The sequence below is a fragment of the Bradyrhizobium sp. LM2.9 genome (assembly GCF_054056555.1).
Map to the genome: position 1 here is coordinate 4,087,767 of NZ_JBSRYJ010000002.1, position 13,440 is coordinate 4,101,206.

At 62.8% G+C, this 13,440-nt stretch carries 10 protein-coding genes and 1 pseudogene; 7 read left to right on the top strand and 4 right to left on the bottom strand.

Going from position 1 to position 13,440, the window contains the following annotated elements; genetic code table 11:
- Nucleotides 1–41: 41 nt before the first annotated feature.
- Both ACVWW3_RS21420 and ACVWW3_RS21425 read left to right on the top strand, forming a co-directional pair.
- Nucleotides 42–267 (top strand): annotated as a pseudogene (locus ACVWW3_RS21420) (hypothetical protein).
- Nucleotides 264–710, top strand: coding sequence for a DUF1801 domain-containing protein (locus ACVWW3_RS21425; protein ID WP_456648739.1), 447 nt, complete (start codon nt 264–266; stop codon nt 708–710). Before ACVWW3_RS21420 ends, ACVWW3_RS21425 begins: the two are co-directional and overlap by 4 nt.
- A 9-nt stretch (nt 711–719) precedes the next feature.
- Here ACVWW3_RS21425 and ACVWW3_RS21430 read toward each other — a convergent pair whose 3' ends face one another.
- The 4 genes from ACVWW3_RS21430 to ACVWW3_RS21445 form a co-directional block, all read right to left on the bottom strand.
- Entirely contained in the window at nt 720–2,255 is a 1,536-nt protein-coding gene (locus ACVWW3_RS21430; RefSeq protein ID WP_456648738.1) for a SpoVR family protein, read from the bottom strand.
- Nucleotides 2,252–3,529: a YeaH/YhbH family protein gene (locus ACVWW3_RS21435; protein WP_456649778.1), complete on the bottom strand. Its 1,278-nt coding sequence runs from the start codon at nt 3,527–3,529 to the stop codon at nt 2,252–2,254. The genes ACVWW3_RS21430 and ACVWW3_RS21435 overlap by 4 nt, the downstream gene beginning before the upstream one ends.
- Nucleotides 3,530–3,548: 19 nt before the next feature.
- Nucleotides 3,549–5,492, bottom strand: a complete 1,944-nt coding sequence (locus tag ACVWW3_RS21440; protein ID WP_247350872.1) for a PrkA family serine protein kinase — start codon at nt 5,490–5,492, stop codon at nt 3,549–3,551.
- 297 nt (nt 5,493–5,789) lie between these two features.
- On the bottom strand, nt 5,790–6,449 hold the full coding sequence (locus ACVWW3_RS21445; RefSeq protein ID WP_456648737.1) for an STM3941 family protein: 660 nt from the start codon (nt 6,447–6,449) through the stop codon (nt 5,790–5,792).
- 308 nt (nt 6,450–6,757) lie between these two features.
- Between ACVWW3_RS21445 and ACVWW3_RS21450 the strand changes: the two genes are divergently transcribed.
- The 5 genes from ACVWW3_RS21450 to ACVWW3_RS21470 are packed head-to-tail and all read left to right on the top strand — an operon-like array spanning nt 6,758 to nt 13,424.
- Complete coding sequence (locus ACVWW3_RS21450; protein ID WP_456648736.1) at nt 6,758–9,607, top strand: bifunctional transaldolase/phosoglucose isomerase; 2,850 nt, start codon at nt 6,758–6,760, stop codon at nt 9,605–9,607.
- A 13-nt stretch (nt 9,608–9,620) separates the two neighbouring features.
- Nucleotides 9,621–10,601 carry a phosphogluconate dehydrogenase (NAD(+)-dependent, decarboxylating) gene (gnd, locus tag ACVWW3_RS21455; protein ID WP_354105774.1) on the top strand — a complete coding sequence of 327 codons (981 nt, stop codon included), beginning with the start codon at nt 9,621–9,623 and terminating at the stop codon, nt 10,599–10,601.
- 45 nt (nt 10,602–10,646) lie between these two features.
- A complete protein-coding gene (zwf, locus tag ACVWW3_RS21460) occupies nt 10,647–12,158 on the top strand; it encodes a glucose-6-phosphate dehydrogenase (protein WP_354105773.1) in 1,512 nt (503 codons plus the stop codon).
- Nucleotides 12,158–12,907, top strand: coding sequence for a 6-phosphogluconolactonase (gene pgl / locus ACVWW3_RS21465; RefSeq protein ID WP_456649777.1), 750 nt, complete (start codon nt 12,158–12,160; stop codon nt 12,905–12,907). The genes zwf and pgl overlap by 1 nt, the downstream gene beginning before the upstream one ends.
- A complete protein-coding gene (locus tag ACVWW3_RS21470; RefSeq protein ID WP_247350861.1) occupies nt 12,894–13,424 on the top strand; it encodes a gluconokinase in 531 nt (176 codons plus the stop codon). The genes pgl and ACVWW3_RS21470 overlap by 14 nt, the downstream gene beginning before the upstream one ends.
- The last annotated feature ends 16 nt before the right edge of the window (nt 13,425–13,440 follow it).

Consider the following 13,440-nt stretch of genomic DNA (forward strand, 5'->3'; position numbering starts at 1 on the left):
CCCGCCGGCGTCTCTTCAGATCATTTCCAAAGGAGATCCCAATGAGCTCGAACATGTGGATTCGGCAAATCCATCGCTGGCTGTCGATCGCTTTCACGCTCGCCGTCATCGCGAACATCGTCGCCATGATCCAGCAGGTCGAGGCCGCCTGGATCGGCTTCCTGGCGCTCGTCCCGCTGATTCCGATGCTTATCACCGGACTCTACCTAGTTCGCGCTGCCCTATCTCGGCAAGCGCGATGACGCCCGACGGGAGGCGCGATCATGAAAAAGGCCGTGACCGCGGCGACAGGCAGCGCGAAGGAAGCAAATGGGCCTTCGCCTTCCAAGCTGATCGACGGCAGGATCAAGGAGCTCGGCGACTGGCGCGGCGAGATGTTCAAGCGAATCCGCGGCCTGATCAAGGAGGCCGATCCTGACATCGTCGAGGAGTGGAAATGGCGTGGCGTGCCCGTGTGGGAGCACGACGGCATCATCTGCACGGGGGAGACCTACAAGGCCGTCGTGAAGATGACGTTTGCCAAGGGCGCTGCGTTGGACGACCCGGCCGGGCTGTTCAATTCCAGCCTCGAGGGCAATGTGCGGCGCGCGATCGATTTCCACGAAGGCGCGAAAATCAACGAGAAGGCGTTGAAGGCGCTGATCCGCGCGGCGGCGGCCCTGAACACGAGCAAGGCCAAGAAGAAGCCGGCCAAGAAGCGTTCTCCGTAGACGGCGGCGTCAGGCCGCCACCGGAATCGGGCGCGGGCTCACGACATATTCGCGCATGACCTTGTCGTTGCCGTCGACCTCGATCAGCGCGACGTCGTAGGTCCAGAGATCGGCGAGGTGCTGGAGCACCCGCTTGGCATCGGTCTCGTTGAGCTGCGAGCCCTTGATGACGTGGTGATGCAGGATCAGCCGGCGATCGCCGGAGAGATCGACGTCGACCACTTCGATATTGGCGTCGATGTAGCCGACATCATGCTGCCGCGCCAATTCGCGCCGCACGCGGCGGAAGCCGCGATCGTCGTGAATGGCATCGACCCGGATGCCCGCTCGCTCCTCGGGGTCATCGTGCAGATGGAACATGCGGAGGTGCCGCATCAGCTTCGGGCTCAGGAATTGGGCGATGAAGCTTTCATCGCGGTAGTTCGCCCAGACGTCGCGCAGCACGCCCATCACGTCGTTCTTGCCGGCGATGTCGGGGAACCACTCACGATCCTCGTCCGCGGGATTTGTGACGATGCGCTCGATGTCCTGCATCATTGCGAAGCCGAGCGCGTAGGGGTTAAAGCCGGAGAAGCGCTGGTCGTCGAATTCAGGCTGGAACACGACGTTGGTGTGTGACTGCAGGAATTCGAGGAAATTGCCGTCGCTGATGCGGCCCTGCTGATGCAGCTTGGTCATGATGCGATAGTGGACGTAGGTCGCCGTCCCCTCGTTCATCACCTTGGTCTGGCTCTGCGGATAGAAATATTGCGCGATGTGGCGGACGATGCGCAACAGCTCGCGCTGCCATGGCGCCAGGCGCGGCGCGCTTTTCTCCAGGAAATACAGCAGGTTTTCCTGCGGCAGGCCGAGCAGCTTGCGGCGCCGTTCGAGGGAGATGGCTGACCGGGTCTTCGACGCCCCCTTGGGCACCGTGCGCCAGAGATCGTTGAAGACCTCCTCTTCGTGCTGGCGGCGACGGCCGGCACGCTTCTCTTCCTCGCGCAAATCCAGCTTCTTCTTGCCGGGATAGCGGTCGATGCCGTGCGACATCAGCGCATGCGCGGCATCCAAAGTGCGCTCGACCTCGACGCGACCGTAGCGCTCCTCGCAGCTCATCACATACTTCTTGGCGAAGTCGAGGTAGTCCAGAATACCGTCGGCGTCGGTCCACTGCTTGAACAGATAATTGTTCTTGAAGAAGTGGTTGTGGCCGAAGGCGGCGTGGGCAATCACCAGCGTCTGCATCGTCGCCGTGTTCTCCTCCATCAGATAGGAGATGCAGGGCGAGGAGTTGATCACGATTTCATAGGCGAGCCCCATCAGTCCCTTGCGATAAGACGCCTCGTGATACGCGAACTGCTTGCCGAACGACCAATGCTTGTAGAACAGGGGCATGCCGACCGACGAGTAGGCATCCAGCATCTGCTCGGCGGTGATCACCTCGATCTGGTTCGGATAGACGTCGAGCCCGAGATCCTTGGTCGCCACCTCTTCGCAGGCATCGGTGATGCGCTGCAAGATGTGAAAATCCCAATCGGCGCCTTCGAACAAGCGTTCCGTCATGGAGCGGTCTTCTCCTGGGCAGTTTCGCGGCGCTGGAACAAATCGTGGAACACCGGAAAAATCTCGCTGCGCTCGCTGACCTTGCGCATCGAGAGCGGTTCGCCGCTGTTGCGCAGGCGCTCGTAGAGGGTCCAGAGCGAGGAGTCGGAGAGATCGAAGGCGCTGCCGCCTGATTCCCCGACCTCGAGATAGGCGAAGAACTGGCAGATCGGCAGGATCTTGTCGGTCAACAGCATGCCCGTGAGCTCACCGTCGGAATAGGAATTGTCGCCGTCGGAGGCTTGTGCGGCGTAGATATTCCAGTCCGACGGATTGAAGCGCTCGCGCACGATCTCGTGCATCGCCTGGAGCGCGCTGGAAACCAGCGTGCCGCCGGAGGCCGGACCGTAGAAGAAGGTCTGCTCGTCCACTTCCTCGGCGCGGTCGGTGTGGCGAATGAAGACGATCTCGACATGCTTGTAGCGGCGCTTCAGGAACACGTAGAGCAGCATGTAGAACCGCTTGGCGAGATCCTTCATGTGCTCGGACATCGAGCCCGAGACGTCCATCAGGCAGAACATCACGGCTTGCGCCACCGGCTTGGGCACCGTCTCGAAGCGGCGATAACGGATGTCGAGCGGATCGATGAAGGGAATGCGCTTCGTTTTCGCCTTCAGCTTTTCGAGCTGGGCGAGCAACACCAAACGCTCATCGTCGTCGGTGCATGCCGCGATCGCGGCTTCCAGCTCTTCGATCTCCTCCTTGCGGGGACGCTTGAGCGCGATACGGCGCGCCAGTGCGCGCCGCACAGTCCGGCTCACCGAGATGTTGGCGGGCGAGCCCGACGTGGTGTAGCCGGCGCGCTGGATGCCCTCGCTCTCGGTCTGCGCGACCTTGCGCTTGGCGAGATCCGGCAGTTCGAGGTCGTCGAGGAAGAGATCGACGAACTCGTCGCGGCTCAGGACGAAGCGGAAGGCGTCTTCGCCGTCGCCCTCGCCGGGACCGGAATCCTTGGCGCTGCCTTGGCCGGACCGCTGGAGATAGTCACCCTCGATGAACTTCTTGTTCCCGGGCAGCACCATGTCGCGTATTCCGCCTTCGCGGCGGAAGCGCGGCTCGTGCATGCCGTCGAGCGGTATCGTGACCTCACCACCCTCCAGGACATCCTTGATGTCGCGTTCCTGCGAGGTCTTCTTGACGGCGCCCTGCACCAGGGATTTGGCCCGACGCAAGAACCGCTGCCGGTTCTCAAGACTCTTGCCGCCTGGATTCAGGCGCCTGTCAATAATGTGAATGGGCACTTTTCCATCCGCCTCAACCGGCCTGCTTCACGCGCATGTACCATTCGACGAGCCGGCGAACCTGACGCTCGGTGTAGCCGCGCTCCACCATGCGTGCGACGAACTCGCCGTGCTTCTTTTCCGTCTCGCCGTCCTTCTTCGATCCGAAAGAGATGACCGGAAGCAGGTCCTCGACCTGAGAGAATATCCGCTTTTCGATCACATCGCGAATCTTCTCATAGGAGATCCAGGTCGGATTCTTGCCACCGTTCTGGGCGCGCGACCGTAACGAGAATTTGACCACCTCGTTGCGGAAATCCTTCGGATTGGCGATGCCCGCCGGCTTCTCGATTTTGGTCAATTCCTGGTTCAACAGTTCGCGATCAAGCAGCTGGCCGGTGTCGGCATCCTTGAAATCCTGGTCCTCGATCCAGGCATCGGCGTAGTCGACGTAACGGTCGAACAGGTTCTGGCCATAGTCCGAGTAGGATTCGAGATAGGCCTTCTGGATCTCGTTGCCGATGAACTCGGCATAGCGCGGCGCCAAATCCGCCTTGATGAATTCGAGATAGCGCTTCTCGACTTCCTCGGGCAGCTGCTCGCGCTTGATCGACTGCTCCAGCGCGTACATCAGATGCACGGCGTCGGCGGCGACTTCCTGCGGATCATGGTTGAAGGTGGCAGCCAGGATCTTGAAAGCGAAGCGCGTGGAGACACCGTCCATGCCCTCGTCGACGCCGGCGGCATCGCGATATTCCTGGACGCTGCGCGCCTTCGGATCGGATTCCTTCAGGCTCTCGCCGTCGTAAACCCGCATCTTGGCGAACACCGTGGAATTTTCGTGCTTGCGCAGACGCGACATCACCGAGAACCGGGCCATCGTCTCCAGCGTCGAAGGAGCGCACGGCGCGGCCGCGAGCTCGGAGCCCTGGATCAGCTTCTCGTAGATCTTCTGCTCTTCGGTGATCCGCAGGCAATAAGGCACCTTGATCACGCAGATGCGGTCGATGAAGGCCTCGTTGTTCTTGTTGGCCTTGAAGCTCGACCACTCGGCTTCGTTGGAGTGGGCGAGGATGACGCCGGTGAACGGAATCGCGCCGATATTCTCCGTGCCGATATAGTTGCCTTCCTGCGTTGCCGTCAGCAGCGGGTGCAGCATCTTGATCGGCGCCTTGAACATTTCGACGAATTCGAGGATGCCCTGGTTGGCGCGGTTGAGGCCGCCCGAATAGCTGTAGGCATCGGGATCGTTCTGCGCGTAAGTCTCGAGCTTGCGGATATCGACCTTGCCGACCAGCGAGGAGATGTCCTGGTTGTTCTCGTCACCGGGCTCGGTCTTGGCGACCGCGATCTGGCGCAGCCGCGACGGCTGGATCTTGGCGACCCGAAACTGGGAAATGTCACCGCCGAAGGCTTCGAGCCGCTTGTAGCACCACGGGCTCATCAGGCCGGTGAGACGGCGGCGCGGAATGCCGTATTTCTCTTCCAGCATTGGGCCGAGCTGATCCGGATCGAACAGGCTGAGCGGGCTTTCGAACACCGGGCTCAACTCGTCGCCGGCCTTGAGCACGTAGATCGGATGCACTTCCATTAGCGACTTCAGCCGCTCGGCAAGCGAGGATTTGCCGCCGCCGACCGGACCGAGCAGATAGAGGATCTGCTTGCGCTCTTCGAGGCCCTGCGCTGCGTGACGGAAGAAACCGACGATGCGCTCGATGGTTTCTTCCATGCCATAAAAACCGGCGAAGGCCGGATAGGTGCGGATCGTGCGGTTCAAAAAAATACGGCCAAGGCGTGGGTCCTTGGCCGTGTCAATCGTCTGGGGCTCGCCGATCGCCGCGAGTAATCGTTCGGCCGCGTTCGCGTATTTCATGGGATCGCTTCGACACGATTCCAGATATTCCGCCATCGACATGTCGTGCTGGCTTCTCGCCTCGAACGACTTAGCGAAAGCGTTGAATAGAGAATCGTTGTACATGATCCCTCTCCGCGTGAGTTCCGCTACAAGCTGAAACGAAAGCAGTTACCGGACCGTTCCTCAGGCCGGATCGAATCAGCGTGAGCACATGACGATCATTGGACACCCTGGTGTCGACTCGACGCAACGCACAACGTAGGCACTCGTTGGGTTACGAACAGGCACCTGCCCGTAATTTGTGCGAATCTCTATCTATATTGGCCTATTTCCAGAAAATGTCACTCGGTCGCAACATCCGGGCGTTACCGGGGATGAGCCTATCCTGCCCGGCACCATAGCGATCCGCGAGCGGCGATCTTATGACGCTTGTACGGCGAAGCTTTGGGTGCCGCGTTCATCTTCCTGCTGCAATGCAGTGGCCGGACTGCTGGCGGCGTGACAGTCGCGGCAAGCGCGCAGCAGTGTATCAAAATCGGTCGCCAAACCCTCCAACCGGATGACAATCCGACCGTTCTGAGCACAACGGGCCAAGCCGCGGATGGTGCAGAGCTGCCGCTGCAAGGCCGGCGTCGGCGTCAGCACGATCATCTTGCGCCCGCGGCGTTCTTCAGCCGAAATCTCCGCTATCGAGTCCCACAGCAGAAATTCATTGCCGATGCGGAGATCGCGGATGCCGTAGGGGGTGACGATCACCACCGGCCCCCGTTCGGCGGGGAGCACCCAGATCAGCCAGCAGGTGATCGGACCGAACAGCGCGACGCCCGCATAGCCCATCGCGGTATCGTAGTCGCTCATGCCGCCCCACCAAGCGAGGGCCAGACCTGCGCTGAGCAGCGTCACGGCGAAACCCGCCGCGACCAGCAGCCGCAGTTGGGTTTTGCATAGGTTGATTTCGAGATCGTTGGAGGCATCGACGCATTCGGCCCGCGTGACCGATTGCAGGCTGTCAGCGACGGCGAGCGCCGGGCCATCATGATCTGCATGATCTGCGTGCATGCTTTCCCCCAGCATGGCCATTCGCGACCGAGCCACAATGCATCAGGCGGACCGGAATCCGCCGATCGTACTCCGCGCAGCCACTGGCGACGAGGTTAGGCAGCTGACGCTACGCAACCAGCCCCCGGCCGATTCCTCGCGGCCAACGACTTTTTACGTAACTCGGCTCCTTCACCAGGATCGCCATGATGGCGACGGAGTTACACTGGAGGGTATGACGTCCATACCCTTGAATGGTTCCCTCAAGGAAGCATGTAAGCTAGAGGATAGCGCGTCAGGAAACCGGCGCGGAAACCCCTCGCCCGCAGGCTTGGAGATAAATAAGCAGCATGAATCCCGTCAAAGAACTGGAAAAGCACGGACAAGCCGTCTGGCTGGACTTCCTGGCCCGTGGCTTCATCGCAAAGGGCGACCTGAAGCGGCTGATCGACACCGACGGCGTCAAGGGCGTCACCTCCAATCCATCGATCTTCGAGAAGGCGATCGGCAGCTCGGACGAGTACGACGCGCAGATCGGCAAGGCGTTGAAGCGCGGCGATCGATCGGTCGCCGACCTGTTCGAGGCTGTCGCGGTCGAGGACATCCAGAACGCCGCCGACGTGCTGCGCCCAGTCTACGACCGACTGAAAGGCGGCGACGGCTATGTCAGCCTGGAGGTCTCGCCCTATCTGGCGATGAACACCGCCGGCACGGTCGCCGAGGCGCGGCGGCTCTGGAAGGACGTCAACCGCAAGAACCTGATGGTGAAGGTGCCGGCGACGCCGGAGGGCCTGCCCGCGATCGAAACGCTCATCGGCGACGGCATCAGCATCAACATCACGCTGCTGTTCTCCAGGGACGTCTATCTGCAAGTCGCCGAGGCCTATCTCGCCGGCCTGGAGAAATACGTCGCAGGTGGCGGCGACCCCTCGCACGTGGCGAGCGTGGCGAGCTTCTTCGTCAGCCGCATCGATTCGGTGGTCGACAAGCAGCTCGACGAAAAGATCGCCCGCGCCAACGACCCCAGCGAAAAAGAACGGCTCGCCGCGCTGAAGGGCAAGGTCGCGATCGCCAATGCCAAGGTCGCCTACCAGGATTACAAGCGCCTGTTCTCGGGTCCCCGTTGGGACAAGCTCGCCGCCAAGGGCGCCAAGCCGCAGCGCATGCTCTGGGCCTCGACCGGCACCAAGAACAAGGACTACAGCGATATCCTCTATGTCGAGGAGCTGATCGGCCCCAACACCATCAACACCGTGCCGCCGGCGACGCTGGATGCGTTCCGCGACCACGGCACGCCGCGCGACAGCCTTGAAGAGAATGTCGACGACGCCCGCCGCGTGCTGGAAGAGCTGGAGCGCTCCGGCGTCTCGCTCGATGCCGTCACCGAAGAGCTCGTCAAGGACGGCGTCAAGCAGTTTGCCGATGCCGCCGACAAGCTCTATGGCGCGGTCGCCCACAAGCGCGCCACCGTGCTCGGGCCCGCGATCGACCGCCAGCTTCTCTCGCTCGGCGACGGTCTCGGCAAGGCCGTGGCCAAGAGCACCGAGGAATGGCGGGCCTCTGCCAAGATCCGCAGGCTGTGGCAGCGCGACAAATCGGTCTGGACCGGAAGCGACGAGGACAAGTGGCTCGGCTGGCTCGACAGCGCCGCCAAAGCCGACGTCGCCAATTATGAGGACTACGCAAACCGCGTGAAGGGCCAGAAGTTCTCGGACGCTGTCGTGCTCGGCATGGGCGGTTCGAGCCTTGGCCCCGAGGTGCTGGCCGAGACGTTCGCGCGGAAGTCCGGCTTCCCGAAGCTGCACGTGCTGGATTCCACCGATCCGGCGCAGGTGCGGGCGATGGAGGCCAGGATCGACATCGCCAACACCGTGTTCATCGTCTCCAGCAAATCCGGCGGCACCACCGAGCCTAACGCGATGAAGGATTATTTCCATGAGCGCGTCGCGCAGGCCCTCGGCCCGAAGGCCAAGACCGGCTTCCGCTTCATCGCGGTGACCGATCCCGGCTCGTCGCTGGAGAAGTCGGCGAAGAAGCTGAACTATGCCCGCATCTTCCACGGCGAGCCCTCCATCGGCGGACGTTATTCGGTGCTCTCGCCGTTCGGCCTGGTGCCGGCGGCAACCGCGGGCGTCGATATCAAGACCTTCGTCAAGCACGCGCTTGCGATGGTCCGCTCCTGCGGACCGGACGTGCCGCCAAGCGAAAACCCGGGCGTGCAGCTCGGCCTTGCCATGGGCCTCGCGGCGCTCGAAGGCCGCGACAAGGTGACGATCCTGTCGTCGAAGAAGATCGCCGATTTTGGCGCCTGGGCCGAACAGCTCATCGCGGAATCGACGGGCAAGGACGGCAAGGGCCTGATCCCGATCGACGGCGAGCCGCTGGGCGAACCCGCGGTCTATGGCAATGACCGGCTCTTCATCGACATCCGTATCGAGGGCGAGGCGGACGCCGCCCACGACTCGAAGCTTGCCGCGGTCGAAGCGGCCGGCCATCCCGTGGTGCGCATCACAATGAAGTCGATCGACCATCTTGGCCAGGAGTTCTTTCGCTTCGAGATGGCAACGGCGGTGGCGGGTAGCATCCTCGGCATCAATCCGTTCGACCAGCCGGACGTGGAAGCGGCCAAGATCAAGACCCGCGAGCTCACCGCGTCGTTCGAGAAAACCGGGGCGCTGCCGGCGGAGCAGCCGGTGGTCAGCACGGATGAAGCCGATCTCTACACCGACGAGACCAACGCCACGGCGTTGCGCGCTGCCGGCGCCAATGGCGACCTGACCTCATGGCTGAAGGCGCATCTGTCGCGCTCCAACCATGGCGATTATGTCGCCCTGCTCGGCTACATCGCGCGCGACAAGGCGACGATCGACGCACTCCAGGCCATGCGGCTCGAAGTGCGCGAGAAGCGGCACGTCGCAACCTGCGCCGAGTTTGGACCGCGCTTCCTGCACTCGACCGGGCAAGCCTACAAGGGCGGGCCCGATAGCGGCGTATTCCTCCAGATCACTGCCGACGACGCCAAGGACTTGCCCGTGCCGGGCCAGAAGGCAAGCTTCGGAATCATCAAGGCAGCACAGGCGCGCGGCGACTTCGACGTGCTCACCGAGCGCGGCCGGCGCGCGCTGCGGGTCCACCTAAAGGGCGGGCTCAAGAAAGGTCTCGCTGCGCTCAACGCGGCGCTTAGCGACGCACTGAATTAAGGGAATCTCTCAGATGCAACTCGGCATGATCGGTCTCGGCCGAATGGGCGGCAACATCGTTCGCCGGCTGATGCGCCACGGCCACTCGACCGTGGTCTACGACAAGGACGCCAAGGCCGTCGCTGGCCTCGCCGCAGACGGCGCGGTTGGCTCCGCGACGCTGGAGGAGTTCATCTCGAAACTCGAGCGGCCGCGTACGGCCTGGGTGATGCTGCCGGCCGGCCACATCACCGAGACCACGATCGGCACGATCGCGGGCGTGATGCAGGAAGGCGACGTCATCATCGACGGCGGCAACACCTTCTGGCAGGACGACGTCCGCCGCGGCAAGGCGCTGAAGACGCGCGGCATCCACTATGTCGACGTCGGCACCTCCGGCGGCGTCTGGGGCCTCGACCGCGGCTATTGCATGATGATCGGCGGCGAGAAACAGGTGGTCGACCGGCTCGATCCGATCTTCGCCGCGCTCGCGCCCGGCGCCGGCGACATTCCGCGCACGGAGGGACGCGAGGGGCGCGATTCCCGCATCGAGCAGGGCTACATCCATGCTGGCCCTGTCGGCGCCGGGCATTTCGTCAAGATGATCCACAACGGCATCGAATACGGCTTGATGCAGGCCTATGCCGAAGGTTTTGACATCCTCAAGAACGCCAACATCGAGGCCTTGCCGGCGGATCATCGTTACGATTTCGATCTCGCCGATATCGCCGAAGTGTGGCGACGCGGCTCCGTGATTCCGTCCTGGCTGCTCGACCTCACCTCGACGGCACTCGCCGGCAGCCCGGCGTTGACGGAATATTCCGGCTTCGTCGAGGATTCCGGCGAAGGACGCTGGACCGTGAACGCGGCGATCGACGAGGCCGTGCCGGCCGAAGTTTTGACGGCGGCGCTCTACACACGTTTCCGTTCGCGGCAGCAACACACTTTCGCCGAGAAGATTCTCTCCGCGATGCGCGCGGGCTTTGGCGGCCACAAGGAGCCGAAGTCCAAATAAGAAGTCCGAGTCAGAAGAAGTCCACAAAGCGAAGGCCAGTAATTCGTGACAAAAGACCAGCAGCCAAAGCGCAAGCCGGAAAATTGCGCCTTTGTCATTTTTGGTGTCACCGGTGATCTCACTCACCGCCTCGTGATGCCGTCACTTTACAATCTTGCTGCCGAACACATGTTGCCGGAGAAGTTCTGCGTCGTCGGCGTCGGCCGCAACGCCATGTCGGACGACGAGCTCCGCGACAGCCTGATGAAAGGCCTGCGTGAGTTTGCGACCCGCTCCGTGGACGACGTCGTCGCCAAGAAACTCCTGGAACGCGTCAGCTTCGTCGAAGCGGATCCAAAAGACCCGCCATCCTTCGATCGCTTGCGCGAACATCTCGATGCGCTCGAATGCGCGCAAGACACCGGCGGCAACCGCTTGTTCTACCTGGCGACCCCGCCGGCCGCGTTCGCGCCGACCGCGCGCGAGCTCGGCCGCACCGGCATGATGAAGGAGAACGGCACCTGGCGGCGACTGGTGATCGAAAAGCCGTTCGGCACCGACCTCGCCTCCGCGCGCGCGCTGAACGCCGAGCTGCTGAAGATCATGCAGGAGCACCAGATCTACCGGATCGATCACTATCTCGGCAAGGAGACGGTGCAGAACATCCTGGTACTGCGCTTTGCCAACGGCATGTTCGAGCCGATCTGGAATCGCAACCATATCGACCACATCCAGATCACGGTGGAGGAGAAGCTCGGCGTCGGCCATCGCGGCGGCTTCTATGACGCCACCGGTGCGCTCCGCGACATGGTGCCGAACCACCTGTTTCAGCTGATGTCGCTGGTGGCGATGGAGCCGCCGGCCCGTTTCGACGCGCATTCCGTGCGCTCGGAAAAGGCCGAGGTTTTGACCTCGATCCAGCAGCCGAGCGAGGAGGAAGCGCTGAAGAGCTCGGTGCGCGCGCAATATCTCTCGGGGCGCATCGGCGACGATGAGATCCCGGACTATCGCAAGACCGAGGACGTCAAGCGCGGCAGCACCACCGAGACTTTTGTCGCGCTGAAGCTGATGATCGACAATTGGCGCTGGGCCGGCGTGCCGTTCTACTTGCGCACCGGCAAGGCGCTGGGCCACAAGCGCACCGAGGTCGCGATCAAGTTCAAGCAGGCGCCGCTGTCCATGTTCTCAGGCACGGCGGTCGACCGGCTCTCGCAAAACTTCCTCACCATCGGCATCGCGCCGACCGAAACCATCGAGCTCCAGTTCAACGCCAAGATCCCGGGCCCTAGCATCACCATCGACGGCGTCGAGATGAAGTTTCGCTATGGCGACTATTTCCGGGCCGATCCCAGTACCGGCTACGAGACGTTGATCTACGACTGCATGATCGGCGACAACATCCTGTTCCAGCGCGCCGACGGAATCGAGGCCGGGTGGCAAGCGGTGCAGCCGTTCCTGGACGCCTGGAAGAACGCGGGCACGAACGGCATCGAGACCTATCAAGCCGGCAGCGACGGCCCCGCCTGCGCTGATGAGTTGCTCCGTCGCGACGGCCGAAGCTGGCGGAAGTTTTCGTGATGGCAGCGGCCGGACAGCCGAAGCTGATCGTCGAGGCAGACGCCGAGGCGCTGGCGCAGGCCGCCGCCGAGCGGGTGATGGCGCGGATCGAGGCCAATCTCGGGCGGATCGCGATCTGCCTCACCGGCGGCTCCAGCCCAACGAAGCTCTATCAGCTGCTTGGCAGCGATGCCTGGCGCGGCAAGATCCCATGGGAGCGCGTGCACTGGTTCATCGGTGACGAGCGCTTCGTGCCCGAAAGCGATCCCCTCAACAACATGGCGATCGCGCGCGCGACCTTTCTCGATCGGAATGCGCCCCCCGGCCATATTCACCCGATCCCGACGGCGGCTGACAACCCTGATCAGAGCGCCGCGGCTTATGCGCGCGAGCTGCAGTCTTTCTACGGCGCGGAAAGCCTCGATCCGGCACGGCCGCTGTTCGACATGGTTTTGATGGGTGCGGGCCCGGACGGCCATACGGCTTCGCTCTTTCCGGGCTACCCCGCGATCGAGGAGACCATGCGCTGGGTCGTCGGGGTCCCCAAGGCCAATGTCGCGCCTTTCGTGCCGCGGGTATCCCTCACCCTGCCCGCGCTGGCATCCTGCCGCGAAATGCTGTTCGAGATTGCGGGGCACGACAAGCAGCCGATCTTGACGCGCCTCCTCAATGGCGAGACTCTGCCGGCTGTACGCGCGCGCTCGAATGGTGAGACCGTCTGGCTGGTCGACCAGGCCGCGCTACCGGAGGGAATTCGTGGCGGGCGTTGAAGCACCTTGTGCATTGATCGTGATGGGCGTGTCGGGCTCGGGCAAGAGCACGGTTGCAAAAGCGCTCGGCGAGCGCCTCGGCTGGCGCTTCGAGGACGGCGACAGCTTTCACCCCGCCAGCAATGTCGAGAAGATGCGTGCTGGCCATCCTCTCACCGACGAGGACCGCTGGCCCTGGCTCAACGCCATCGCCGACGAGATTGCGCGGGTCTGCGACAAAGGCGAGCAAATCATCATCGCCTGCTCGGCGCTGAAGCACACCTATCGTGACGTGCTCCTGCGTGGACGCGACGACGTGCGCTTCGTCTTCCTCAGGGGCACGAAGGAGCTGATCGCCGCTCGTCTCGCGCAACGCAAGGGGCACTTCATGCCGCCCGGGCTGCTGACGAGCCAGTTCAGCACGCTGGAACCGCCGGAGGCGGGCGAGCACGTCATCACCGTCTCGATCGACGAATCCGTCGAAGCGATCGTGGACGGGGTTGTACGGCAGCTGAAACTGGGCGTCGCGAAGCGCTGAGGCCAAAAACCCCCAA

Bases quoted from the DNA above. Each gene is read 5' to 3' on its own strand.
- ACVWW3_RS21425 (WP_456648739.1), top strand. From the start codon at position 264: ATGAAAAAGGCCGTGACCGCGGCGACAGGCAGCGCGAAGGAAGCAAAT.
- ACVWW3_RS21430 (WP_456648738.1), bottom strand. From the start codon at position 2,255: ATGACGGAACGCTTGTTCGAAGGCGCCGATTGGGATTTTCACATCTTG.
- ACVWW3_RS21440 (WP_247350872.1), bottom strand. From the start codon at position 5,492: ATGTACAACGATTCTCTATTCAACGCTTTCGCTAAGTCGTTCGAGGCG.
- ACVWW3_RS21445 (WP_456648737.1), bottom strand. From the start codon at position 6,449: ATGGCCATGCTGGGGGAAAGCATGCACGCAGATCATGCAGATCATGAT.
- ACVWW3_RS21450 (WP_456648736.1), top strand. From the start codon at position 6,758: ATGAATCCCGTCAAAGAACTGGAAAAGCACGGACAAGCCGTCTGGCTG.
- gnd (WP_354105774.1), top strand. From the start codon at position 9,621: ATGCAACTCGGCATGATCGGTCTCGGCCGAATGGGCGGCAACATCGTT.
- pgl (WP_456649777.1), top strand. From the start codon at position 12,158: ATGGCAGCGGCCGGACAGCCGAAGCTGATCGTCGAGGCAGACGCCGAG.